The sequence below is a fragment of the Amycolatopsis sp. cmx-11-12 genome (assembly GCF_046269425.1).
In the GTDB taxonomy this organism is placed as follows: Bacteria; Actinomycetota; Actinomycetes; order Mycobacteriales; family Pseudonocardiaceae; genus Amycolatopsis.
Map to the genome: position 1 here is coordinate 39,086 of NZ_JADNQM010000034.1, position 22,964 is coordinate 62,049.

At 69.1% G+C, this 22,964-nt stretch carries 22 protein-coding genes; 13 read left to right on the forward strand and 9 right to left on the reverse strand.

Annotated features, from left to right (window positions below):
- Positions 1–20: 20 nt before the first annotated feature.
- From ACLARN_RS34230 to ACLARN_RS34245, 4 genes are all read left to right on the forward strand, one after another.
- Positions 21–1,079 (forward strand): type IV toxin-antitoxin system AbiEi family antitoxin, encoded by a 1,059-nt coding sequence (locus ACLARN_RS34230; protein WP_409495608.1) that lies wholly within the window; start codon positions 21–23, stop codon positions 1,077–1,079.
- A complete protein-coding gene (locus ACLARN_RS34235) occupies positions 1,048–1,845 on the forward strand; it encodes a nucleotidyl transferase AbiEii/AbiGii toxin family protein (RefSeq protein ID WP_409495609.1) in 798 nt (265 codons plus the stop codon). Before ACLARN_RS34230 ends, ACLARN_RS34235 begins: the two co-directional genes overlap by 32 nt.
- A 207-nt stretch (positions 1,846–2,052) precedes the next feature.
- On the forward strand, positions 2,053–2,235 hold the full coding sequence (locus tag ACLARN_RS34240) for an alpha/beta fold hydrolase (RefSeq protein ID WP_409495610.1): 183 nt from the start codon (positions 2,053–2,055) through the stop codon (positions 2,233–2,235).
- Between the two features lie 413 nt (positions 2,236–2,648).
- Positions 2,649–2,864: a hypothetical protein gene (locus tag ACLARN_RS34245; RefSeq protein ID WP_409495611.1), complete on the forward strand. Its 216-nt coding sequence runs from the start codon at positions 2,649–2,651 to the stop codon at positions 2,862–2,864.
- Here ACLARN_RS34245 and ACLARN_RS34250 read toward each other — a convergent pair.
- The gene (locus ACLARN_RS34250) at positions 2,852–3,637 is read right to left on the reverse strand and encodes an IclR family transcriptional regulator (protein WP_409495612.1); all 786 of its coding nucleotides are present in this window, start codon (positions 3,635–3,637) and stop codon (positions 2,852–2,854) included. The two genes, ACLARN_RS34245 and ACLARN_RS34250, sit on opposite strands and share 13 nt — an antisense overlap.
- Positions 3,638–3,978: 341 nt before the next feature.
- On the opposite strand from ACLARN_RS34250, the gene hutH reads away from it, so the two are divergent.
- The 5 genes from hutH to hutI are packed head-to-tail and all read left to right on the forward strand — an operon-like array spanning position 3,979 to position 10,798.
- Complete coding sequence (gene hutH / locus ACLARN_RS34255) at positions 3,979–5,505, forward strand: histidine ammonia-lyase (RefSeq protein ID WP_409495613.1); 1,527 nt, start codon at positions 3,979–3,981, stop codon at positions 5,503–5,505.
- 4 nt (positions 5,506–5,509) lie between these two features.
- Complete coding sequence (gene hutU / locus ACLARN_RS34260; protein ID WP_409495614.1) at positions 5,510–7,162, forward strand: urocanate hydratase; 1,653 nt, start codon at positions 5,510–5,512, stop codon at positions 7,160–7,162.
- A complete protein-coding gene (locus ACLARN_RS34265; protein WP_409495615.1) occupies positions 7,159–8,355 on the forward strand; it encodes an allantoate amidohydrolase in 1,197 nt (398 codons plus the stop codon). Before hutU ends, ACLARN_RS34265 begins: the two co-directional genes overlap by 4 nt.
- Positions 8,352–9,656 carry a formimidoylglutamate deiminase gene (locus tag ACLARN_RS34270; protein ID WP_409495616.1) on the forward strand — a complete coding sequence of 435 codons (1,305 nt, stop codon included), beginning with the start codon at positions 8,352–8,354 and terminating at the stop codon, positions 9,654–9,656. Before ACLARN_RS34265 ends, ACLARN_RS34270 begins: the two co-directional genes overlap by 4 nt.
- Entirely contained in the window at positions 9,644–10,798 is a 1,155-nt protein-coding gene (gene hutI / locus ACLARN_RS34275; RefSeq protein ID WP_409495617.1) for an imidazolonepropionase, read from the forward strand. Before ACLARN_RS34270 ends, hutI begins: the two co-directional genes overlap by 13 nt.
- Positions 10,799–10,873: 75 nt before the next feature.
- Here hutI and ACLARN_RS34280 read toward each other — a convergent pair whose 3' ends face one another.
- Together ACLARN_RS34280 and ACLARN_RS34285 are read right to left on the reverse strand one after the other, a co-directional pair.
- Complete coding sequence (locus tag ACLARN_RS34280) at positions 10,874–11,632, reverse strand: hypothetical protein (protein WP_409495618.1); 759 nt, start codon at positions 11,630–11,632, stop codon at positions 10,874–10,876.
- The gene (locus ACLARN_RS34285) at positions 11,629–11,838 is read right to left on the reverse strand and encodes a hypothetical protein (RefSeq protein WP_409495619.1); all 210 of its coding nucleotides are present in this window, start codon (positions 11,836–11,838) and stop codon (positions 11,629–11,631) included. Before ACLARN_RS34285 ends, ACLARN_RS34280 begins: the two co-directional genes overlap by 4 nt.
- A gap of 125 nt (positions 11,839–11,963) precedes the next feature.
- Between ACLARN_RS34285 and ACLARN_RS34290 the strand changes: the two genes are divergently transcribed.
- Both ACLARN_RS34290 and ACLARN_RS34295 read left to right on the forward strand, forming a co-directional pair.
- Entirely contained in the window at positions 11,964–13,568 is a 1,605-nt protein-coding gene (locus tag ACLARN_RS34290) for a sensor histidine kinase (protein WP_409495667.1), read from the forward strand.
- The gene (locus ACLARN_RS34295) at positions 13,543–14,217 is read left to right on the forward strand and encodes a response regulator (protein ID WP_409495668.1); all 675 of its coding nucleotides are present in this window, start codon (positions 13,543–13,545) and stop codon (positions 14,215–14,217) included. The genes ACLARN_RS34290 and ACLARN_RS34295 overlap by 26 nt, the downstream gene beginning before the upstream one ends.
- On the opposite strand, the gene ACLARN_RS34300 is transcribed toward ACLARN_RS34295, so the two are convergent.
- Positions 14,162–15,283 carry an FAD-dependent monooxygenase gene (locus ACLARN_RS34300; RefSeq protein ID WP_409495620.1) on the reverse strand — a complete coding sequence of 374 codons (1,122 nt, stop codon included), beginning with the start codon at positions 15,281–15,283 and terminating at the stop codon, positions 14,162–14,164. The genes ACLARN_RS34295 and ACLARN_RS34300 overlap by 56 nt on opposite strands.
- 43 nt (positions 15,284–15,326) lie before the next feature.
- Between ACLARN_RS34300 and ACLARN_RS34305 the strand changes: the two genes are divergently transcribed.
- Positions 15,327–15,872, forward strand: a complete 546-nt coding sequence (locus tag ACLARN_RS34305) for a TetR/AcrR family transcriptional regulator (RefSeq protein ID WP_409495621.1) — start codon at positions 15,327–15,329, stop codon at positions 15,870–15,872.
- 221 nt (positions 15,873–16,093) lie between these two features.
- On the opposite strand, the gene ACLARN_RS34310 is transcribed toward ACLARN_RS34305, so the two are convergent.
- Genes ACLARN_RS34310 through ACLARN_RS34320 form a run of 3 tightly spaced genes read right to left on the reverse strand, consistent with a single transcriptional unit; the run spans position 16,094 to position 18,785 of the window.
- Positions 16,094–16,840 (reverse strand): ABC transporter permease, encoded by a 747-nt coding sequence (locus ACLARN_RS34310; RefSeq protein ID WP_409495622.1) that lies wholly within the window; start codon positions 16,838–16,840, stop codon positions 16,094–16,096.
- Positions 16,837–17,871 (reverse strand): alpha/beta hydrolase family protein, encoded by a 1,035-nt coding sequence (locus ACLARN_RS34315; RefSeq protein WP_409495623.1) that lies wholly within the window; start codon positions 17,869–17,871, stop codon positions 16,837–16,839. Before ACLARN_RS34315 ends, ACLARN_RS34310 begins: the two co-directional genes overlap by 4 nt.
- Positions 17,868–18,785, reverse strand: coding sequence for an ATP-binding cassette domain-containing protein (locus tag ACLARN_RS34320; protein ID WP_409495624.1), 918 nt, complete (start codon positions 18,783–18,785; stop codon positions 17,868–17,870). The genes ACLARN_RS34315 and ACLARN_RS34320 overlap by 4 nt, the downstream gene beginning before the upstream one ends.
- A gap of 135 nt (positions 18,786–18,920) precedes the next feature.
- Between ACLARN_RS34320 and ACLARN_RS34325 the strand changes: the two genes are divergently transcribed.
- Positions 18,921–19,709, forward strand: a complete 789-nt coding sequence (locus ACLARN_RS34325) for an ion transporter (RefSeq protein ID WP_409495625.1) — start codon at positions 18,921–18,923, stop codon at positions 19,707–19,709.
- 4 nt (positions 19,710–19,713) lie between these two features.
- Here the strand turns inward: ACLARN_RS34325 and hrpB are convergent, their stop codons facing one another.
- Together hrpB and ACLARN_RS34335 are read right to left on the reverse strand one after the other, a co-directional pair.
- On the reverse strand, positions 19,714–22,110 hold the full coding sequence (hrpB, locus tag ACLARN_RS34330) for an ATP-dependent helicase HrpB (protein ID WP_409495626.1): 2,397 nt from the start codon (positions 22,108–22,110) through the stop codon (positions 19,714–19,716).
- A complete protein-coding gene (locus ACLARN_RS34335) occupies positions 22,107–22,934 on the reverse strand; it encodes a glutamate ABC transporter substrate-binding protein (protein WP_409495627.1) in 828 nt (275 codons plus the stop codon). The genes hrpB and ACLARN_RS34335 overlap by 4 nt, the downstream gene beginning before the upstream one ends.
- Positions 22,935–22,964 lie beyond the last annotated feature (30 nt).

Here is a 22,964-nt window from a genome sequence, read left to right on the forward strand (position 1 = left end):
GATGTGTTCAAAATATGGTCATGTTCAGTCTGAATGAACATGACGAGTCGCTGAACGCGGCCGGATGGACCGCGGAAGTGCGCGCCCGGCTCCAGGAGCTGGGCTTGCGGGTCGAAGTGCTGGGCACCGACCTGCGAGATCTTGGTCAGCTGGATGTCCTCGTGAAGCTCACTACGGAGTCCGGTGCTGCCCGGACGTTCGGTGTCGAGATCAAGCGACGGATGACCGCGGAGCTGGCCACGGCGGTCCATTTCCCGCGGACTCCGCCGCCGCTGCTGTTCACCACGCACCTCAGTGAACCGATCGCCGAGCGGCTGCGCGCCCGGGGGATCGATTACGTGGACACCGCTGGCAACGCGCATCTCGCTTGGGATGACGTCCTGATCGACGTCCGGGGCCGCCGCAAGCCCACCGTGTCTGCCGGACGAACCTCGTCGCGAGGCGCGGGGGCCTTCGGAAGGGCCGGTCTTCAGGTCCTGTTCATCCTGCTCAGCTGGCCGGAGACGGCCGCCTTCCCGTACCGCTCGTTGGCCGCGATGAGCGGCGTGTCGCTCGGCACGGTCAAGACGGTCGTCGGTGAGCTCGCCGGAGCCGGTTACCTGTACGAGCGCGGGAACGAGCGGCGGCTCGCCCGCGGAGCCGAGCTGCTCGACCGTTGGTCGGAGGCATACTCGATCAGCCTGGATGCCGCGCTGGTCCTCGGAGAGTTCGCCGCGGCCGACCTTTCGTGGTGGCGCACCGCGGAAGCCGAACTGCGTTCCCTGGGAGTCCAGGTGGGCGGGGAAGCCGGGGCGAGCCTCATCGACCCGCATCTGCGGCCGGTCTCGCTCACGCTCTACGCCACCCAGCTGCCGGTACAGCTCATCGGCCGACATCGCCTGGCTCGGGCGGAAAACGACGGGAACGTGCACATCAGGACCCGGTTCTGGAAGGAGCCCTTTCCGGAGCGCGAGCCCTGGATCGTGCCGTCACCTCTGATCTACGCTGACCTGCTGGCCTCCGGGGATCCGCGCCAGCGTGAGCACGGAGACCGGCTTCGGAGCGGTGATGATCGACTTAAGCGCATCGACCGAACCTGATCTCCTTCTCGCCGCGAGAGTGCTGGCCCGGGTGGATGTCGTCGCCCGCGCCGCGGCGGTCGACTACCTCGTGGTCGGGGCGACGGCGCGCACGATCCTGTCGATCGGACTGGTCGGCGGCCCGCCCGAACGGGCCACCCGAGACATCGACATCGCCGCCGCGATGGGTACCTGGGACGACTTCGAACAATTCGTGAGCCGCCTGGAACGGAACGGCCGGAGCGTGCATTCGTTTCTCGTGGAGGGCGTCGAGGTCGATGTGGTGCCTTACGGCGGCATCGAGGAGGAAGACCGGACCATCCTCTGGCCCGACGACCACCGCATGAACGTCCGCGGGCTGAGTGAAGCCGTGGCAACGGCCGAACGGGTGCGCCTGCCCGGTGGGCTCGTCATCAAGGTCCCCGCGGTGCCGGCGTTGGCTCTGCTCAAGCTCCTGACCTGGTGGGATCGGCGGGCCATGACTACGCGCGACGCCATCGACCTCGGGGCGATGATCGCCTGGTACTCCTCGGGGCCGTACTGGGATCGGCTCTATGACAAGGAATTCGAAGCCCTCGAACGGTACGGCTATGACCCCGCGCTCGCGGGAGCCTGGCTCCTGGGTTCGCATATGCCTGGTCTGCTCGATCCAGAGGGTGTAGCGGTCCTGCTCGACATCGTCGGTGACGACGACGTAATGGCCCGGCTGGCCAACGACGTTCGTCTCATCCGGGGGCAGGACCTCGTTTCCGCGCTGGCTGCGGGCATCAAGGAGGCGCAGTCCTAAGCGCGACGGACTGTTCCGTGAGCATCTGCCGCACGTAGTCAGGAGAGGCTGTCAGGCCCGCGATGGTCGTGTCCTCGACGGTTGGGCCGCCTTTCCGGGCATGGACAGGAATTGCCCGGGATGGCCTCGGAGCATGAGGCTTCACGCGCATCAGTGGGGATCCGGACAGCGAATCGTGCTCGTCCATGACGTGCTGCTCGGCGCCCCTTGACTGAGCGGTGGACGCTGCTCGCGCCGGACCGCCTCGGGCACGGGAAGTCGCAGGACGGCGTGCGGGACTTCGAGGTCGACGCCGGGCTGATCGCGGAACAGTTGCTCGACGAGCCCGCGCATCTCGTCGGGCTGTCCTATGGCGCGATCGTCGCGATGTTCACGGCCGCGACGGTTTGAGATGGGTCGGACACTCACCGTGGTCGAGCCGCCCGTGACCAGGGTGATCCCGGGCGACAAGGTCATCGGTGTGTGCGACGCGGAGCCGCGGAAGCGTGGCGCTCGCGCGCTGATCGGGATGCGTTGGCGTCAGCGGAATTCCGGACTCTCGTGGTCGCCGATGACCATCGGCCGCAGTACGAAATCATCGCTGACAGAACCGGCGCGGGGCATTTGGTATCCGACATGGGTGTGCCGTTTAATGCCCGATCGAGTTCCTGTTGAATCACGGAGCGTAGCTGAATCTAGATCATTTTCATCTCAATTCACCCGCGCCGGGAACTGTCGACGGGTGGGATGTCATGCTAGGTATCCGACCATGGCCCTCTTTCGAACCGACCCCGTGTCGCCGGAGGGCCGGAAGAAGGTGGCAGATGACCTGGGCTAGGCATTCCAGTCGTCCCGACCCCGCTGAAGACCAGAGCCGGATGGCTGGGGTGCGCGCGGAAGAAGAAGTCCGCCTCACCCTGCAGAACGGCAGAGCCGCGCGAACCGTCGCCGGGCACGCTTCGAGTGCTCTCGACTGTGCGGAACTGCTGGCGATGCTCGGGCTCGAGGGAGTCCAGAAGAAGCACGCTCAGCGCACCTGACCCCCGATCCGGGTGGTCAGTTCGGCCGCGGTCAGACGGACCTCTTCGGCGAGGTCAGGCCAAGTTTCCTCACAGCCTTCTGCCCCTGGGCAGAGGTGGCGGAGGGTCACGCTGATCGCGGCCATCGGCCGCCCGCCGTGGTCGAAGACCGGGCAGGCCACCGAGGCGAATCCTTCGGTGACGTGGCCGTCTTCGACCGCCCAGCCGAGCCTGCCCTCCGCGTTCAGCGTGCGGCGCAGTTCGGCGAGGGTGCGCGGGCCGCGGCCGGTGCGCAGGACGAACGCCGACGCCGCGGGGAAGAGCGCACGCACGTGTGGTGACTGCAAGTGCCGCAAAATCGCCCTGCCTGAGGCTGTGAGCTGGCCGGGTAGCCGGACGCCGACCTCGGTGACCAGTGTTTCCGGCCGCGTGGGCCGCTCTTTGACCAGATAGAGCGACTCGTTGCCGTGCAGCACGCCGAGATGCGCGGTGTGGCCGACCCGGTCGGCGAGTTTGCGCAGTAGCGGGGCCGCGAGCCTTTCCAGCGGGTCGTGTCTCAAGTAGGCCGAGCCGAGCTCGAACGCGGCGATGCCGAGGCCGTACCGGCGTTCGGTGGGCAGGTGTGCCACAAAACCGGCGGCCTCCAGTTCGGCGAGCAGGTGATACGTCGTCGAGCGCGGGAGGTCGAGTTCGCGCGCGATCGCGGCGGCGGACACCGGCCCTGGCCGGGCGGCGAGGGCGCGAAGGATGCCCAGACCGCGTCGCAGGGCTGGGACCTCGCTGCTCTCACCCATCGTGACCTCCGGTCTCGCTCAGCGGCGGTAGCAGGGGACCTTTGCTATCACTTCTCTCAACGTTGAGAGAAGTGATAGCAAAGGTCCCTTGCTCCCCTCGTTCGTTCCTCGACCGGGACGGCTGTGGCGACTGCAAAATCCACACAGTCAGTCAGCATCACTACGCGGCGTACAGGGTGTGTGGAAATAGGGACACTCAACGTCCCTATTTCCACACACCCCCTCCCGTCGTCGCCCGCGATAGCAAAGGTCCCTTGCTCTCCCGGGCAGTGTCTTGGATACCAGACACAACCACCGGTTGGGGCCGCCCACCAGCGGGCATGGCGTTGTCCAATGGGGTCATGCCGGAAACCGTACTTCTGGGGTCCGAACCGCTTCGGCCCGAACAGGTCGTCGCGGTCGCCCGTGACCACTCGCCCGTCGCGGTCAGCGAAGCGGCCGAGAAGAATCTCGCCGCGACGCGTCAGCACATCGACAACCTCGCCCATGCCGAGAAGCCGACCTACGGCGTTTCGACGGGCTTCGGGGCTCTCGCCACCAGGCACATCCCGCTCGAGAGCCGTACGGCGCTTCAGCGGTCGTTGATCCGCTCGCACGCGGCCGGCGCGGGCCCGGTCGTCGAGACCGAGGTCGTGCGCGCGCTGATGTTGCTGCGTCTCCGCACCCTCACCAGCGGCTACACCGGTGTCCGCCCGAGCACCGCGCAAGCGCTTGCGGCCCTGCTCAACGCCGGGATCACCCCGCTCGTCCACGAGTACGGCTCCCTGGGTTGCTCCGGAGACCTCGCGCCTCTCGCCGCCGTAGCGCTCGCGCTGATGGGGGAGGGCGAAGTCGAGTACAACGGCGAAGTCGTCCAGGCCGCCGTAGCGCTGAAGCACGCCGGGATCGAGCCGGTCGTTCTCGCGGAGAAGGAGGGCCTCGCCCTCACGAACGGCACCGACGGCATGCTCGGCATGCTCCTGCTGGCCGCGGCGGACCTGCGCAAGCTTTTCGACACCGCCGACATCACTGCGGCGATGAGCGTCGAAGCGCTCCTCGGCACCGATCGCGCCTTCGCGGCCGATCTCCAGGCGCTGCGCCCGCACCCCGGGCAGGCACTGAGCGCCGAGCGCATGTGGAAGGCGCTTCAGGACTCGAAGATCGTCGAGAGCCACCGCGGCCCGGACTGCAATCGTGTCCAGGACGCGTACTCGCTCCGCTGTTCGCCCCAGGTGCACGGCGGCGCACGCGACAGCCTCACGCACGCCGAACTCATCGCAGAGCGTGAGCTCCACTCCGCGGTCGACAACCCGGTCGTGCTGGCCGACGGCCGGGTCGAGTCGAACGGCAACTTCCACGGCGCCCCGATCGCGTACGTGCTCGACTTCCTCGCCATCCCGCTCGCGGACGTCGCCAGCATCGCCGAGCGCCGCACCGACCGGATGCTCGACAAGGCCCGCTCGCACGGCCTGCCGCCGTTCCTCGCGTTCGACCCCGGCGTCGATTCCGGCCACATGATCGCCCAGTACACGCAGGCGGCCATCGTCAGCGAACTCAAGCGTCTCGCGGTGCCGGCGTCGGTCGATTCGATCCCGAGCAGCGCCATGCAGGAGGACCACGTCTCCATGGGCTGGTCCGCCGCGCGCAAGCTGCGTAAGGCCGTCGAGGGCCTCAACACCGTCCTCGCCATCGAACTGCTCACCGCCGCGCGGGCCCTCGACATGCGCGCGCCCCTCGTCCCGTCCCCGGTCACCGGCCGGGTCCGGGATCTGCTCCGTACCAAGGTCGAGGGCCCCGGCCCCGACCGTCACCTGGCGCCGGAGATCGCCGCCGCCGAAGAACTCGTCGCGTCGGGCGCCGTCCTCGCCGCGGCCCAACTGGAGGTCTGAGCCCATGTCCCGCACGGTCCGTGCCGCCCGAGGCACCACGCTCACCGCGAAGAACTGGCAGACCGAAGCCGCGCTGCGGATGTTCCACAACAACCTCGACCCCGAGGTCGCCGAGCGCCCCGAAGACCTGGTCGTCTACGGCGGCACCGGCAAGGCCGCCCGCAACTGGGCCAGCTTCGACGCGATCACCCGCGAACTGACCACTTTGGACAACGACGAGACGCTGCTCGTCCAGTCCGGCAAGCCGGTCGGTGTGTTCCGCACGCACGAGTGGGCACCGCGCGTGCTCATCGCGAACTCCAACCTCGTCGGCGACTGGGCGACCTGGCCGGAATTCCGCCGCCTGGAAGCACAAGGCCTGACGATGTACGGCCAGATGACCGCGGGGTCCTGGATCTACATCGGCACGCAGGGCATCTTGCAGGGCACGTACGAAACCTTCGCCGCTGTCGCGAAGAAGCGGTTCGGCGGCACTCTCAAGGGCACGCTCACCGTCACCGCCGGTCTCGGCGGCATGGGTGGCGCGCAGCCGCTGGCCGTCACGATGAACGACGGCGTCGCGCTCGTCATCGAATGCGATCCGCAGCGCGCCCACCGCCGCGTCGAGACCCGCTACCTCGACGAGGTCGCCGACGACCTCGACGACGCGATCCGCCGTGTGGAAGCCGCGAAGAAGGAGAAGCGCGCGCTGTCCGTCGGTGTCGTCGGTAACGCCGCCGAGGTGCTGCCCGAACTGCTGCGCCGCGGCGTCGAGGTCGACATCGTCACCGACCAGACCTCCGCGCACGACCCGCTTTCCTACCTGCCCAAGGGGATCGGCGTCGACGAGTGGCAGGACTACGCGGACAAGAAGCCCGACGAGTTCACCGAACGTGCCCGCGAGTCGATGTCCGAACACGTCGAGGCGATGCTCGGCTTCCTCGACAAGGGCGCCGAGGTGTTCGACTATGGCAACTCCCTGCGCGGCGAGGCGAAACTCGGCGGCTGCGAGCGCGCGTTCGACTTCCCCGGTTTCGTGCCCGCCTACATCCGCCCGCTGTTCTGCGAGGGTAACGGACCGTTCCGCTGGGCGGCGCTGTCCGGTGACCCCGAGGACATCGCGGCGACCGACCGCGCGATGCTGGAACTGTTCCCGGAGAACGAATCCCTCGCACGCTGGATCAAGCTGGCCGGTGAACGCGTGGCCTTCCAAGGACTTCCGTCACGGATCTGCTGGCTCGGCTACGGCGAACGGCACCTCGCGGGCCTGCGGTTCAACGAGATGGTCGCCAGCGGCGAACTGAAGGCGCCGGTCGTCATCGGCCGCGACCACCTCGACTCGGGCAGTGTCGCCTCGCCGTACCGCGAGACCGAGGGCATGGCCGACGGTTCCGACGCGATCGCCGACTGGCCGTTGCTCAACGCGCTGGTCAACACCTCGTCGGGTGCCACCTGGGTGTCGATCCACCACGGCGGCGGCGTCGGCATGGGCCGCTCGATCCACGCGGGCCAGGTCAGCGTGGCCGACGGAACCCTGCTGGCCGCTCAGAAACTCGAGCGCGTGCTCACCAACGACCCTGGTATGGGCGTCATCCGGCACGTCGACGCCGGATACGACAGCGCGGCCGCCGTCGCCGACGAGCGCGGCGTGCGCGTGCCGATGCGGGACGCCGAGTGACCGCGTCCTCGCTGCTGGAGGAGATTTCGGACGTCGGCCGCGACCCGAAACGTGGCGGCTATTCGCGCCACGCCTTCGACGCGGCCGAAACCGAACTGCGCGCGTGGTTCGTCGAACGCGCGGGCCGACTGGGCCTGGGCATCGAGACCGACCGCAACGGCAACATCTGGGCCTGGTGGGGCACCCCCGGTCCGGACGCCGTCGTCACCGGGAGCCATCTCGACTCGGTTCCCGGCGGCGGCGCTTTCGACGGCCCGCTCGGTGTCGCGAGCGCGCTCGACGCGGTGGAGAGCTTGCAGGCCAAGGGATTCCGTCCCGCCAAGCCGTTCGCCGTCGTGGTCTTCGCCGAGGAGGAGGGTGGCCGTTTCGGGGTGCCGTGTCTCGGGTCGCGGTTGCTGACCGGGACCATCGACGCGGACAAGGCACGCGGCCTGCGCGACCCCGACGGCGTGACGTTCGCCGAAGCGGCGGCGAAATCCGGCCTCGACCCCGAACGCGTCGGCCGCGATTCCGAACGGCTCGGCCTGATCGGGCGGTTCCTCGAACTGCACGTCGAACAGGGGCGCGGGCTGATCGACCTCGGCTCGCCGGTCGCCGTCGGCAATACGGTGATCGCACACGGACGTTGGCGATTCTCCTTTCAGGGCCAGGGAAACCACGCCGGTGCGACGCTGATCGGTGACCGCCGTGACCCGATGATCCCGGCTGCCGAGACCGTGATCGCCGTGCGGAAACTGGCGAAGGCGACGGCTGACGCCAGGGCCACGGTCGGCAGGCTCGTGCCGGTGCCGGGCGGCACCAACGTCATCGCGTCCACTGTGGACCTCTGGCTGGACGCGCGGGTGCCGGGCACGAGCACACCCGAGCTGGTCGCGGAGATCGCGAAACTGGCCGAGGAAGCGGCAGGTCAGGAAGGGTGCCGGGTCGAGGTGACCAGGGAGTCGTACTCGGACGACGTGATCTTCGACGACGCGCTGCGCCGCGACCTCGGCACCTGGCTTGGCGGGCCGCCGGAGCTGCCGACCGGCGCCGGGCACGACGCCGCGATCCTCGCCGGGTTCGTCCCGTCCGGGATGCTCTACGTGCGCAATCCCACCGGTATCAGCCATTCTCCGGAGGAGTTCTCGGAGGCGGAGGACGTCGACCACGGTGCCCGCGCGCTCGCGGACGTCCTGGAGAAACTGTCGACATGACGACATTTTGGTGTGAGCGGGCCTGGCTTCCCGACGGGATCACCGATGCCGTCCGGATCGAGGTCGACGCCGGGAAGATCGCTTCCGTGACGGCGAACGCGTCTCGCGAAGGAACTGTCCTTAATGGACTGACCTTGCCCGGCTTCGCCAACGGGCATTCGCATGCGTTCCACCGGGCGCTGCGAGGGCGGACGCACCACGACCGCGGGACCTTCTGGACTTGGCGGGAGCGGATGTACTCGCTCGCGTCCCGGCTCGATCCGGACACGTACTACCGGCTGGCGCGCGGTGTCTACGCCGAGATGGTGCTGGCCGGTTACACGAGTGTCGGCGAGTTCCACTATCTGCACCATGCGCCGGGCGGAAAGCCTTATGTCGAGCCGAACGCGATGGGGGAGGCGCTGAGGCAGGCGGCCGAGGACGCCGGGATCAGGCTCACGCTGCTCGACACCTGCTATCTCGCGGGCGGCATCGGCGTCGAACCCGACGAGGTGCAGCGGCGGTTCTCCGACGGCTCGGCCGAGAAGTGGGCGCAACGAGTCGGCGACTTGCGGGAGAAGGAGACGTTCCGGGTGGGTGGCGCGATCCATTCGGTGCGGGCCGTTCCCGAAGATCAACTGTCCGAAGTGGACAATGGGACCCCCGTGGATCGGCCGCTGCACATCCATCTTTCGGAGCAGCGGGCGGAGAACGAGCAGTGCATGGCGGCCTATCACTGGACTCCGACGGGGTTGCTCTGGGACAACGGAGTGCTCAGCGAGCGGCTCACCGCGGTGCACGCGACGCACCTGACCCCGGGTGACATCAAATGGCTCGGCGAGGCGGGGAGCCGCGCCTGTTTCTGTCCGACGACAGAACGGGATCTCGGCGACGGCATCGGTCCCGCGCGGACGTTGCTGGACGCCGGGGTGCGGCTCTGTGTCGGCAGTGACAGCAACGCGGTCGTCGACGCGTTCGAGGAGACCAGGGCGCTGGAACTGAACGAGCGGCTCGCCAGCGAGCGGCGCGGCCGGTTCAGCGCGGAGGAACTGCTCACGGCGGCGACGGATCACGGCGCCATCGGCTGGGACGAGGTCGGCGAGCTGGCCGTGGGAGCGGGCGCGGACCTCGTCACGGTCGGTCTCGGTTCGGTGCGGACCGCGGGGATCGAGCCGTCCGGGGTGGTCTTCGCCGCCTCCGGCGCGGATGTCCGGAATGTCGTCGTCGCCGGGCGCGAAATCGTGCGCGATGGCGCACACCAGCTGATCGACCGGCCGGAAACGGTCTTGGCCAAGGAGATCGAGGCATTGTGGCAGTCCTGATCATGGGTATCGGCGAACTCACCACGAACGACGCCGAGCTGGGCAAACTCCACGACGCGGCCGTCGTCATCGAGGGTGAAAAGATCGCCTGGGCCGGCGCGGCGGCGGACGCCCCGGACGCGGACGAGCGGGTCGACGTCGACGGCCGGGCGGTGCTGCCCGGCTGGGTCGACAGCCACACGCACCTCGTTTTCGCCGGGGACCGGACGGCCGAGTTCGAGGCGCGGATGGCCGGAAAGGCGTACAGCGCCGGGGGCATCGCGGTCACCGTCGATGCGACGCGGTCGGCGTCCGACGAGCAGTTGGCGGCGAACCTGCGGCGTCATGTCGATGAAGCGGCGAAGCAGGGAACGACCTGCCTGGAGACGAAGACCGGGTACGGGCTCAATGTCGAGGACGAGGTGCGCTCGGCGCGGATCGCCGCTGACGTGGCCGACGAGGTCACGTTCCTCGGTGCGCATCTGGTTCCGCCGGGTGCGGACGCGGAGTCCTATGTGGATCTGGTGTGCGGTGACATGCTCGACGCCGTGGCGCCGCTGGTGCGGTGGGCGGACGTGTTCTGCGAGACCGGTGCGTTCGACGAGGCGCAGTCCGGGCGGGTGCTGAAGGCGGCGCGGGAACGCGGGCTCGGGCTGCGGGTGCACGGGAATCAGCTGGGGGAGGGACCGGGCGTGCGGCTCGCCGTCGAGTTGGGCGCGGCGAGTGTCGACCACTGCACGTACCTGAGCGAAGCGGACGTAGCGGCTCTCGCTGCTTCGGAGGCCGTCGCGACCTTGCTGCCCGCGTGCGACCTGTCGACCCGGCAGCCGCTGGCGCCCGCGCGGCGGCTCCTGGATGCGGGGGCGACAGTCGCGCTGGCCAGCAACGCGAACCCGGGTAGCTCGTACACGACTTCGATGGCGTTCTGCGTCACGACCGCCGTGCTCCAGATGCGGATGACGATCGAGGAGGCCGTGTGGTCGGCTACCGCGGGGGGTGCGCGGGCGCTTCGGCGTGACGATGTGGGCGTCGTGCGGCCAGGGGCGCGAGCCGACCTTCAGGTGCTGGAGGCGCCTTCGGTCACTCACCTCGCGTACAGGCCTGGAGTGCCGCTGACGGCCGCTGTGTGGCGGCGCGGCATGCGTCTGACCAGCGGAAAGTAGCAAGGGACCTTTGCTATCACTCGCTTAGCATGCCTAAGTAAGTGATAGCAAAGGTCCCTTGCTCTCCCGCTGGGATCAGGAGGCTTGGCCGAGGGTTTCCTCGACGCGCTCGCGCAGCGCGGGCGGGAGTTCGTCGAGTAGGTGGGACCACTGCTCGATCCGCTTCTCACTCAGGTGGGTGAGCAGGTCGAGTACCGGCGGCCACAGGTCCTCGTCGGCGGCCGCGACTTGCAGGAGGCCCCGGAAGCGGCTTTCGGAGAGCAGGCCGAGGACGTGATCGATCCGGCCCTTGTCGTCGAGGACGAACGCGATCCGGATCAGCGCTTCGTCGCCGATGACGTCGAGTGCCTTCCGCACCGTCGGATCGGGCAGGTGACCGACGAACCGGCCGACGGTGATCCAGTCCTCGCGGCGCACCAGTTCGCCCGCGACCGCGACCACGGTGTCGAGCGGGATCCGCGCGATGATCGCGCTCGCCCGGCGCGGGTCCAGTTCGGCCGCGACGTCGGACAGGAACTGCGGCCTCAGGCGTTTCGCGACGTCGACGCCCCGGGAGACGTCCACCAGCCCGGCGATCCGGGCGCACAGAAGCGGGCCGAAGACCTTCTCGGCGATCTTCGCGAGGATCGGGCTCGGGATGAGCTTGCTCGCCATCGCCATCCGCTCGAGGGCGGCGCGGTTGGCGTCGAACAGCTTGTTCGTGACCTGCTCACGGAACGCCTGGAGTTCGGCCGCGTCCACGTTCTCCAGGTAAGAGAGCCGTTCGGGAGTGGTGCCGAGGACACGGGCGAGTTTGAGGATTTCCGCCTGCGAGGCGAAGTTTTCGGTGGTCACAGGCCCACCACCTTGCGGACAGTGCCACGCAGAAGCGCGGGTACGTATTTCAAGCCCTCTTCGCCCGCTTCGGCCAAAGCCTTGGCCTGGCGGTGGCGCGCGTCGCGCACCGCGTCGGAGAGGTCCTGTTTCTCGTTGTCGGCCAGCGCTTCGATGCCTGCCGGGACAGGACCGCCTAGCTGACCGGAGAGTGTGCGCTCGGCCATGGTCGATCATCATGCCTCATGGCCCGCGCGGAGGCGGGGTGATCGGACCATCTTGACTTTCGTCCATGGCGAAGCGGTCGTCGCGGCTTGTAGCGTCCGGTCCTGTGAAGGATCTTGAAGAGCCTGTGCGGCGCCGGCGGCGGCTGGCGATGGACCTCGCGCTGTGGCTCGGGCTCTGCGGCTGGGTGGTCATCGACGCGGGATCCAGCACGAGCCCCTGGGAACTGCTCGCCGGGCTCACCGCGACCACGGCCGCGATCGCGGTGTCGCGGCGGTACCCCGTGGTCTCGCTCACCATCGCGATGGTCGCCAGCTTCGTCATTCTGGGCAGTTTCGGCGGCCGGGTGCCGATCTGGGAAGGGTTCCTCCTGGTCGCGGTGAGCTACCTCGCCGGTTACCGGCAGCCGATCGCGAAGCCGATGTTGCGCGTTTTCACCGTCGTCTCTCTGGTCGCGGTCCCCGTGGCGCTGATGGTGGGCGAGGACGGGTTCGCCTCCTGGGGCGCCCTGCTCGGGCTCTTGGTCTTCGCGTCGGTGACGCCGTGGCTGCTGGGCAAGTACATCCGGCAGCGCGAGGACATGGCGCGTGACGGCTGGCGTCGCGCGGAGGAGATGGAGAGCCGTCAGCGGCTCATCGCCGACCGCGCGCGGCTGCGCGAGCGCACCCGGATCGCCAGTGACATGCACGATTCGCTGGGTCACGAGCTGAGTCTCATAGCGGTCCGCGCGGCGGCGCTCGAGGTCGCGGGCGGTCTCGACGAGAAGCAGCGGGAGGCCGCCGGTGACCTGCGGCAGAGCGCCGCGACGGCGACCGAGCGGCTGCGCGAGATCATCGGCGTGCTGCGAGAGGACGACGCGCCGACCGAGCCGGTGCACGAGACCGTCGACGAACTGCTGGACAGGGCGAGAGCGTCCGGTGTGCTCATCGAGTCCTTTGTGGACGATCCGGCCGAAGGTGAGCCACAGATGGTCGACCGCGCGGCCTATCGCGTGGTGCAGGAGTCGGTGACGAACGTCGTGAAGCACGCGCCCGGCGCCGCCGTCACCGTCCGGGTCGTGCGTTCGGAAGGGCGGACCGACGTCGTGGTCACCAACGTGCCGCCGCCCGCAGGGCCCTTGCCCGGCCGGTCTTCGGGACGGCGCGGGCTGATCGGTCTGCGTGAGCGGGTCCGGCTGGTCGGCGGGACCTTACGGGCGGGACCGCACGACGGCGGCTTCGAGGTCAGTGCGAGCTTGCCGCACGATGCCGCGCCATCGGAGGAATCGCCGGAAAGCCAGGCGGCGATGGACGCCGAAGTGGGACAGTCGACGTCGGCGAAGGAACTGGAACGTGCTCGACGGGACGTGCGGCGCAGCCTGATCCAGGCGATCGTCGTGCCGATCGGGCTCTTCGGCGTGGTGGTCGGGATCAGCGGGGTGGTGTTCCTCGTCCAGTGGTACGGCTCCGTGCTGCCCAAGGGAGACTATGACCGCGTCCGGCTGGGTCAGACGAGGGCGGAGCTCGCGGCCGTGCTGCCGGACGGCCAGCGGATCGCGCGGCCCCGGGTAGTGGAACCGCCGGTGCCCGCGGCGGCGACGTGCGAGTACTACGGCACCGAGCGCACCGTGTTCAACTTGAACTACGAGGCCTACCGGCTGTGCTTCGCCGAGGGGAAGCTCGTGGCGAAGGACATGATCAGTGAAGACGAGCAAAGGGGGAACCCGGATGATCCGGGTGGTGCTGGCCGATGACGAGGCGATGATCCGCGCCGGAGTGTCGGCGATCCTGGCCGCGGACGCCGGGATCGAAGTGGTAGCGGAGGCCGCGGACGGCCGCGCCGCCGTCGAACAGGCTCGTGTGACCAGGCCGGATGTCGTTCTCCTCGACATCCGGATGCCGGTCATGGACGGGCTCAAGGCGGCCGAGGAGATCCGGCGGCTGCTGCCCGACATCGGCGTGATCATGCTGACGACGTTCGGCGAAGACGCCTACATCGAACGCGCGCTGGGCCTCGGCGCGAGCGGTTTCCTGCTGAAGTCCGGGGATCCGCGGGAACTCCTGTCCGGGATCCACGCCGTCGCCGGTGGGGCGGCGTTCCTTTCGCCGAAGGTCGCGCAGCGGGTCATCGCGCGGTTCTCCGGCAACCAGGTGTCCCGTGCCGAAGAGGCGAGGGCGCTGATCGGCAAACTGACCCCGCGTGAACAGGAAGTGCTGGCGCTGCTGGGTTCCGGATTGTCCAATGCGGACATCGCCGGGAAGCTGTTCGTGGTCGAGGGCACGGTGAAGGCCTACGTGAGCACCATCCTCAACCGGCTCGGCGCGCGGAACCGGGTGCAGGCCGCGATCACGGCATACGAGGCGGGGCTGGTCGGCGGGGAACGGGCGGAGCCCAGCCGCTGACGCCGGCGCCGATGCGGGCGGTGAGCACGCCGGGGAGCATGCGGAACACGCTGTTGCGGATCGCGACCGCGAGGGGATTCCTCAGCTGTGGCCCCATTCTTCCGGCCTGGACCGAAGATTTGACGACCGCTTGGCTGCGTGGGCGGCGCTGCTCGTCGTAACTCTTCAATGCCGCGTCGACGTCCTCGGTCGTGCTGAGCGCGGCGGCGAGGACGACGGCGTCTTCGATCGCCTGGCAGCCGCCTTGGCCCAGGAACGGCGGCATCGCGTGCGCCGCGTCGCCGAGGAGCGCGACGCGGCCTCGCACGTACGACGGCAGGGGAGTGCCGAGCAGGTACAGGTCGTGGTGGAGCAGCGCCTCGGGCGTGCTCGCGGCGATGAGCTCGGGGATGGGTTCGTGCCAGCCGCCGAAGCGCCTCCGCAGGTACGCCTTCGGGTCCTCGTACCGGATTCCCGGCTCGGCGACGTAGCTCGCCCACCAATAGACCCGGCCGTCGTGCAACGGGATGACGCCGATCTCGGCGCCGTCGTCCCAGCTCGTGCTGAGCTCTGTGGGATGCGGGAGCGCGGTCACCGCGCGGAAGGCGGTGCTGCCGCTGTAGACCGGTTCGGGATGCCGCGGCCACAGCCGTTTCCGGAGTCCACTGTGGATTCCGTCGGCGGCGACGATGACGTCCGCGTCCAGGTCTTCGGGGTTCGTGACCTCGATGCCGGTGCGGACGCAGCCGGCGGGAAGGGCATCGTGGAGTGCGGCGATGAGATCGGCGCGGTGGATGGCGGCGAGTGGGCGGCCGTGGTGACGGCGGAACGCGTCGGCGTCCCACCGGGTGATGCGGCGGCCTTCGCGGTCGTGGAGGCCGCCCGACGCTTGTTCTCGCAGCTTGTCGAGGTGGATGTCCAGTGTTTCGAGTGAGCGCAGGGCATTCGGCCACAGGGAGATTCCGGCGCCGACCGCGGTGAGTTCCGGGGCCCGCTCCAGGACGGTGACCTCCCAGCCGATGCCGTGCAGCCCGATGGCGGCGCTCAGTCCGCCGATTCCTCCGCCGACCACGATCGCTTTGTGCATGTCGACCTCCTCTACATCCGTAGAGTACTACTACACTTGTAGAGTGCGAAAGGCGATGATCGGGGACGCGGCCATCGAGGTGATCGCGGCGGAAGGAATGCGCGGGCTGACGCATCGCGCTGTCGACAGGTTCGCCGGGCTGCCGCCGGGGTCGACCTCGTACTACGCGCGGACGAGGGCGGCGCTGCTGGAGCTGGCGATCTCGCGGATGGTCGAACTCGACGAGGTCACCCTCGATCCGCCGCCCGGCCGGCTGGCCGAGTACGTGGCGGGGTTCGCCCACGCGGCGATCACGAACGGGCGGACGCGGATGCTCGCGCGGTACGAGTTCGCGCTGGAGGCGACGCGGCGGCCGGAACTGCGCGAGGCGTATGACCGCGGAGGCCTGGTGATCCGGCGGCGGTGTGCCGAGGTGCTGGCCGACCGCGGCTCGGCGGAGCCGGAGCGGCACGCGCGGGTGCTCGTCGCTTGGCTGGACGGGACGATCTTCGACGCTCTGGCCGGGACCGGTTCGCTGCGGCCGCCTGGGTTGGCGGAGTTGACGAGGGGGGCGCGGGAGGTGCTGGCGGGGCTCGGGGTGGCGGGGTAGCAGGGGACCTTTGCTATCGCCTGGGCTCTGACCTGCGGTTTGTCGGGAAAGGGAGCAAGGGACCTTTGGTGTCGCCTGCTTGGGCTGTGGCGCGGCAGCCGTGGCGCGTCGGTCCGGAGGCGGGGTGTCGCGAAAGCCACTTTCGGGACATCTGGTGTCCTGAAAGTGGCTTTCGCGACATGTCGGCCGGGCAAGTGGGAGCAAAGGTCCCTTGCTCTCCCTCAGGCGTCGCGGCGCCGGAGCACGGTGGAACCGGCGGCGAGTCCGGCCGCCGCCCACGCCGTACAGAGCGCGATGCCGACCCAGGGCGCGTAGGGCGCGATGCCGCCGAAGATAGGGTTCGGCTCCCCTGGAGAGAGCATCGCGTTGACACCCGCGAAACCGGGGAAGTAGTTCACGACGTCCTCCCCGCCCAGTGAACCGGCGAACATCGGGATCATCACCAGCAGCACGAACACCGTCACGATCGTCCCCGCCGTGCTCCGCAGCGCCGTCCCCAGGCCCAGGCAGAGCAGGCCCAGCAGACCGAAGTAGCCACCCATGCCCGCGGCGGTCGCGAGGACGTCGCCCACCGAGGAATCCCGCGCGGGGATCAGCGGTGCCGAGATCGCCACGCCGAGGAGCGTGTTCAGGACGCCGTAGCCGAACAGCACCGGCAGCAGGACCGCCGATTTCGCCGCGAGGAGCCGGTTCCGCACCGGGATCCACTGCAAGGTCGAGCGGATGCTGCCGCTGGCGTATTCGCTCGTGATGAACAGCGCCGCCAGCGCGACCACGGCGAACTGCGTGAGGTAGAACGCCGCCCCGATCACCACGGCGTGCGGAGCCATCGAGCGTTCGACGCCCGCGTTCGCGGCCAGGCCCAGCGCGCCGGAGTAGGCGAGCATCAGGACGACCCCGATGCTCAGGCACCACCAGGTCGAGCGGACCGACCAGAACTTGGTCCATTCCGAAGAGATCGCGTTCATCGTGCGCTCCACTGCTTGAAGAAACCGGTCAGCCGGTCACGGAAGAAGTCCAGCGCCTTCCGCGAGTCGATCGAGCCGTACTGGTTCTCGACCTCGGCAGGCGGAACGTGCGGTCGCAGCCCCAACTGGTCGACCAGGATCGCCGCGTCCGTCACCGACGAATGGCCGCTGTCCTTGACCAGGAACTGCTCCTTGGGCCCGGTGAGCCGCGGCCAGGTCTCGTTCCAGCTCTCGCGGTAGTACTTCTCGCCGGTCGGGCTGGTCAGCAGCAGGAACGGCCGGTCGAGAGAAACGGCGCCGAAGAAGGGACCGTCGACGTTCACGCCCGCTTTGATCCGCCGGTCGGCGACCATCGTGGCGGCGGTGGCCGAACCCCCGGCGGAGTGACCGGCCATCCCGATCTTCCTGGCGTCGATCGACCAGCGCCGGTCCTTCAGCAGGGTGTCGATGACGAACGACGTGTCGATCGCGCGGTTCGCGATCGCGGCGGGCCAAGGGTCGTTCGGTCGTGTACAAGCGACGCACTGGCGCAGCCCGTCGGGGAACTCCGTCGCCCAGGCTTCGTAGGCGTGGTCGATTCCGGCGACCACGAAACCTTGCGCGGCAAGATGTTCCGCCACCGAGGTGAGGGTGATCCGGTTGTTGCCCGCACCCGGCGACAACAGCACCAGCGGGCGACGTCCGGGCAGCGAAGGCGCGTTCTCCCTCGAGTGAACCCGGACCTTGCTCAGCGTGTCCGGCGGCAGGTCGAGCTTCCGCGCGGCGACCGCCGCCGCCGACTCCGCGTGCGTCATGTACAGCGGCGCCCGCCCGACCGGGACGGCCGGGTACCAGACGTTGACCATCAGCTCGCGCCGCTTCTCGGGCACCCAAGGATCGGCTCGCTGCTGGTCGGTGAGGTGCAGCGTGCGCAACCCGATCGGGAGCGGGCCACCCGGCGCGGGCAGCGACAGATTCGGTGCCGCCGACGCGGCCGCCGGCACCCCCAGCAGGCCGGCGATCACCGCCACCATGACCATGAGTGACTTCATGCCGCGACTCCCGTTCCGTATTCGACCGACGATGCGGTCAGTTCCATGTAGGCCTGTTCCAGCGACGCTGTCCGTTCGGTCAGCCCGTGCACGCGGATCCCGAGTTCGTGCACCGCGTCGCCGACGTGGTGCACGGACAGGTCGTGCACGATCAGTTCGTCCCGATCGGATTCCGTGGTCGCGCCCAGCGTGCGCAGACGCTGGTCGAGTGCGCGCAGTTCGGCGGGAACGGGCACCCGCACCGCGACCGACGTCCGCGAATTGCCCGCGATGAACTCGTCGACCGGGGCGTCGGCGAGCAGCTTTCCCTTGCCGATGACGACCAGCCGGTCCGCGGTCAGTTGCATCTCGCTCATCAGGTGGCTCGAAACGAACACCGTGCGGCCCTCCGCCGCCAGCGACCGCATCAGGTGCCGCACCCAGCGGACGCCGTCGGGGTCGAGGCCGTTGACCGGTTCGTCGAACATCAGCACACCCGGGTCACCCAGCAGTGCGCCGGCGATGCCCAGCCGTTGCCCCATGCCGAGCGAGAAAGTCCCGGCTCGTTTGCCCGCGACGTCGGTGAGACCGACCGTCGCGAGTACCTCGTCCACCCGGCTCGCCGGGAGCCCGTTGCTGCGCGCCATCGCCAGGAGGTGCTTGCCCGCGCTCCGCCCGGGGTGCAGTGCCTTGGCCTCCAGCAACGCGCCGACCTCACGCAGCGGATACCGCAGGTCCGCGTACTTCTCGCCGCCGATGTGGACCTCGCCGCCGCTCGGCGTGTCGAGGCCGAGCGTCATCCGCATGGTCGTCGACTTGCCCGCGCCGTTGGGACCGAGGAAACCGGTCACCTTGCCCGGCTCGACGGCGAAGGTCAGTCCGTCGACCACCGTCTTCTCGCCGTAGCGCTTCGTGAGTCCTCGAAGCGTGATCATCCGCGCCCTCCTTCGTGTACCGCTAGTTTCCGACGCGGGGATACATCGGGACAGTGCTCCGAAGTCATCGGTCATCCCTTACTTTCGACAGGTGCCGCTCGGCACGAGTCACCGCGGAAAGGCAGAATCGGCGCCATGACCACCCGCGAACAACGGCGCGTGAATCCGCTCGACCTGGTGATGCTCGTCCTCGCCGTGTTCTCCGTCGGGCTGCTCGTCTACGTGACGTTCTTCCCGCATTCGGACGAGACGGCGCACACCGTGTTCATCATCGACACGACGGTGTGCGGGATCTTCGCGCTGGAATTCCTGTGGCGGTGGCGGCGCAACGGCTGGGAGAAGTGGTTCCCGCTCCGCAATTGGTACGAAATCCTCGGCATGATCCCGATCGCGCATCCGGCGCTGCGCGGGTTCCGGCTGCTGCGGATCCTGGTCGTGCTCGTCCGGCTCGCGCGCACGGCCGACCGCGCGTTCGGGGAGCGGTTCACCCAGCGGCTGGTCGAACGGCTTTCGCGGCCGATCGTGCTGGCGATCAAGAAGCCGATCACGATCGCGGTGCTCGACGAGGTCGTCAAGGTGCTGGAAACCGGGAACTACCCGCAGAACCTCGCGCGGTCACTGGGTGACAACCAGTCGCTGCTGCGGGGGATCATCGCCGAGAAGCTGAAGAACGACCCGCAGGCGGGACGGCTTTCGAAGCTGCCGTTCCACGACGAGGTGGTGCGTTCGGTGATCGACACCGCGATGCGAGTGATCCTCGAAGTGCTCACGGATCCGCGGATCGACGAATTCTTCGCGCATGTCGTGCGGGAGAACCGGGAGCAGATCCGGAGCGCGGTGCAACTCGGGCTGAACGAGAAAGAGGACGACGAGGAGCTGGCGGCGCAACTGCCGACCCGGCCGCAGCACCAGATGATGGACTGACCGCTCAGGACGACCCGCCGCCGCGGCGCGCGACCCGCCGGGTCGGAGCGGCGCTCAGCGGGTCTTCCGGCCAAGGATGCTTCGGGTAGCGACCACGGAGATCGGCGCGCACGGCCGCGTAACCGTTGCGCCAGAAAGATTCCAGATCGGCGGTGACCGCCGCGGGCCGTCCGGTGGGCGAAAGCAGGTGCAGGACGACGGGGACGCCCGCCAGTTCCGGCGTCGCGAGCCACCCGAAGGTCTCCTGCAGCTTCACGGCCAGTACCGGCTGCTCACCCGAGTAGTCGACCCGGATCCGCGAGCCCGACGGCACCTCCAGCCGATCCGGCGCCAGGTCGTCCAAACGCGACGCTTCGGGCCAGGGCATCAGCCCGCGCAGCGCCGCGCCCGCGTCCAGGGAAGCCAAGTCCGACCGGCGGCGGGCCGACCCGAGGTCGAGCCAAGAGTCCAAAGTGGACAAAAGGGCGGCTTCATCGACCGCGGGCCAAGGTGAGCCCAGCACTCGATGCAGGAAGGACAGCCGTTCGCGCAGGCGTCGACCGTCCTCCGACCACTTCAGCAGACCGAGTCCTTCGGTGCGTAGGCCGTCCAGCAGCGCGGCGCGGATCGCGTCTGGAGCGGGGGAGCGCAACGGCTTCTCCGACAGCACGATCGCTCCGAGCCGCCGCATCGAACGCGCCACCACGTCCCCGTCGGCCCAGTGCACTTCGTCCACCGTCGTCACCAGATTCGGCGCCGCGCGCACGGCGAGGGCCTCGTCTGCGGGCGCGGCCAGCCGGATGATCCCCTGCGCGCGGCCGGGATCGCGGGTCGCTTCGGCCACCGCCAGCCATTCGACGTCCGCCAGCCCGCTGCCGCGCGGCAGTTCCGCCGCCGTGCCACCGGCCATCAGATAGACCGGCGTACCCGTGGAACGCCGTCGCGCGAGCCGTTCGGGATGCGCCAGCGCCACGACCAGTGCCGGATCGGACACGTTGCCGCCGTCGGGCACCAGTTTGGAAAGCCTTCGCACGTCGGACTTCCAGCGTCCGTCGTCCCGCACACGCCGCAGTTCGGCTTCGAGATCGGTCAGCGTGCCGCCGCTGTCCAGCAGTGCGACGACCTCGGCCGCCGAACGCGCGTTGGTCCGCGCCGCGCCGTCCAGCAACGCCCGCGCCAACCGCGGATGCAGGCCGAGCCCGGCCATCTTCCGGCCGCGTTCGGTCACCGTCCCGTCCTCCGCGGTCGCCCCGAGCGTGGTCAGCAACGCGCGGCCGGCGGCCAGCGCGCCTTCACCCGGCGGATCCCACCAGGAGAGGCCGGAACCGTCCGGAGTGGACCAGCACGCGAGTTCGAGCGCGAACCGCGCCAGTTCCGCCGTCCGGATCTCGGGCTCGGGATAGGCGGGCAGGGAACCCTGTTCGTGCGCCGCCCAGCACCGGTAAGCGCGCCCCGGCGCCTCACGTCCGGCCCGGCCGGCGCGCTGTTCCGCGACCGCGGCCGAAACCCGGACCGTCGCCAGCCCCGGCAGGCCACGCCGGTGATCGACGCGGGGCACCCGGGACAGCCCGCAGTCCACCACCGCGCGCACGCCCGGCACGGTCAGGCTGGACTCGGCGACTGACGTCGAGAGCACCACCCGGCGGCGGGCGCGCGGGCGCAGCGCGTCGTCCTGGCTCGCCACCGAGAGCCGCCCGTGCAGCGGCAGCACGTCGGCGTCCAGGCCGTTGAGCATGCCGCTCACTCTGGCGATCTCGCCCGCGCCGGGCAGGAACGCGAGGACGTCTCCGTCCCCTTCGGACAGTGCTTTGTGGATCGTGCGGACCACGGTCGCCTCGACCCGCTCGCCGCGCGCGGGCGGGGAATACGAGACGTCGACCGGATATGTCCTCGCGTGCGCGGTGATCACCGGCGCGTCCCCGAGCAGCGCGGCCAGCCGTCCGGCCGCCACGGTGGCGGACGTCGCGAGTAGACGCAGGTCGTCTCGCAGCCCGGCGCGCACGTCCAGCAGCAACGCGAGCAACAGGTCTGCGTCGAGGTGGCGCTCGTGGCATTCGTCGAGCAGGACGGTCGAAACCCCGGTCAGTTCAGGATCACCTTGCACCCGCCGGACCAGCAACCCGGAGGTGACCACTTCGATTCGCGTCGAAGAAGACACCTTCCGGTCGCCGCGCACCGAATAACCGACCGTCTCACCGACCCGTTCACCCAGCAGGGATGCCATTCGCGCCGCCGCGGCCCGCGCGGCCAGTCTCCTCGGTTCGGCGACGATCACCCGGCCTTCACCGTTGTCCAGCGCGAGCGGGACCAGGGTGGTCTTGCCGGTCCCCGGGGGCGCGACGAGCACGGCGGTGCCATGGGCGTCGAGAGCGGCTTGGAGTTCGGGTAGGACGGCGCGGACCGGCAGATCGGGAAGGATCACTGTTCGGTGACCTGCGGAGGAGGCGGGATCCGGTAACCGGACGGTCCGATGTTGCGGTTCAGCGATGCGAGCCATTCGCCCGACGAGATCATCTTCTGGATGGCCCTGGCCACCGCCGCCCGCCCCTCGTCGTCACCCTTGCGCAGGCCTACACCGTATTTCTCGGCGGAGAACGGCTTGCCGACGACCCTCAGCAACTCCGGGTTCTGCGCCACGTAGCCGGCCAGGATGACGTCGTCGGTGGTCACCGCGTCGACCTGCTGCGCGAGCAACGCCGTGACGCAGTCCTGGTAGCGCGGGTACTCGACGAGCTGGACGGCCTGAGCGAACTTGTCGCGCACCTGCTCGGCCGAGGTGGTGCCGCCCACCGCGCACAGCTTGCGGCCGTTGAGGTTCTCGGGACCGGTGATGTCGGTCGACCGGAGCCGGACCAGCAGATCCTGGCCGGTGTTGAAATAGGGTCCGGCGAAGGCGACGACTTGTTTGCGTTTCTCGGTGATCGAATAGCTCGCCACCATCAAATCCGCGGTCCCCGATGTTATGTCGGTCTCACGGGACGACGGTTTGGAGTCGTGCCAGGTGATGTGATCCTCGTCGACGCCCAATTCGGCCGCGACGTACTTCGCCACGTCGACGTCGAAGCCGACGTACCGGCCGTCGACCGTCCGCTTGGAGAGTCCCGGCTGGTCGAAGCGGATGCCGATGGTGAGCTTGTTCGATCCGACGGCCCGCGCGACGAGGGAATCGGCCGGACCGGTCTCCTGGCTGCAAGCCGTCGCTGTGACCAGCATCAAGCAGGCTGTCAGCAGGGTGCGTCCCCTCATCGGGTGCCTCCGTCCGCCGCCTCACATTGT

Excerpts from the sequence above, each read along its gene's own strand:
- ACLARN_RS34300 (WP_409495620.1), bottom strand. The coding sequence starts at position 15,283 with ATGCACAAAGCGATCGTGGTCGGCGGAGGAATCGGCGGACTGAGCGCC.
- ACLARN_RS34315 (WP_409495623.1), bottom strand. The coding sequence starts at position 17,871 with ATGAAGTCACTCATGGTCATGGTGGCGGTGATCGCCGGCCTGCTGGGG.
- hutH (WP_409495613.1), top strand. The coding sequence starts at position 3,979 with ATGCCGGAAACCGTACTTCTGGGGTCCGAACCGCTTCGGCCCGAACAG.
- ACLARN_RS34250 (WP_409495612.1), bottom strand. The coding sequence starts at position 3,637 with ATGGGTGAGAGCAGCGAGGTCCCAGCCCTGCGACGCGGTCTGGGCATC.
- ACLARN_RS34335 (WP_409495627.1), bottom strand. The coding sequence starts at position 22,934 with ATGAGGGGACGCACCCTGCTGACAGCCTGCTTGATGCTGGTCACAGCG.
- ACLARN_RS34245 (WP_409495611.1), top strand. The coding sequence starts at position 2,649 with ATGACCTGGGCTAGGCATTCCAGTCGTCCCGACCCCGCTGAAGACCAG.
- ACLARN_RS34235 (WP_409495609.1), top strand. The coding sequence starts at position 1,048 with ATGATCGACTTAAGCGCATCGACCGAACCTGATCTCCTTCTCGCCGCG.
- ACLARN_RS34285 (WP_409495619.1), bottom strand. The coding sequence starts at position 11,838 with ATGGCCGAGCGCACACTCTCCGGTCAGCTAGGCGGTCCTGTCCCGGCA.
- ACLARN_RS34310 (WP_409495622.1), bottom strand. The coding sequence starts at position 16,840 with ATGAACGCGATCTCTTCGGAATGGACCAAGTTCTGGTCGGTCCGCTCG.
- ACLARN_RS34270 (WP_409495616.1), top strand. The coding sequence starts at position 8,352 with ATGACGACATTTTGGTGTGAGCGGGCCTGGCTTCCCGACGGGATCACC.
- ACLARN_RS34230 (WP_409495608.1), top strand. The coding sequence starts at position 21 with ATGTTCAGTCTGAATGAACATGACGAGTCGCTGAACGCGGCCGGATGG.
- ACLARN_RS34320 (WP_409495624.1), bottom strand. The coding sequence starts at position 18,785 with ATGATCACGCTTCGAGGACTCACGAAGCGCTACGGCGAGAAGACGGTG.
- hutU (WP_409495614.1), top strand. The coding sequence starts at position 5,510 with ATGTCCCGCACGGTCCGTGCCGCCCGAGGCACCACGCTCACCGCGAAG.
- ACLARN_RS34295 (WP_409495668.1), top strand. The coding sequence starts at position 13,543 with ATGATCCGGGTGGTGCTGGCCGATGACGAGGCGATGATCCGCGCCGGA.
- ACLARN_RS34325 (WP_409495625.1), top strand. The coding sequence starts at position 18,921 with ATGACCACCCGCGAACAACGGCGCGTGAATCCGCTCGACCTGGTGATG.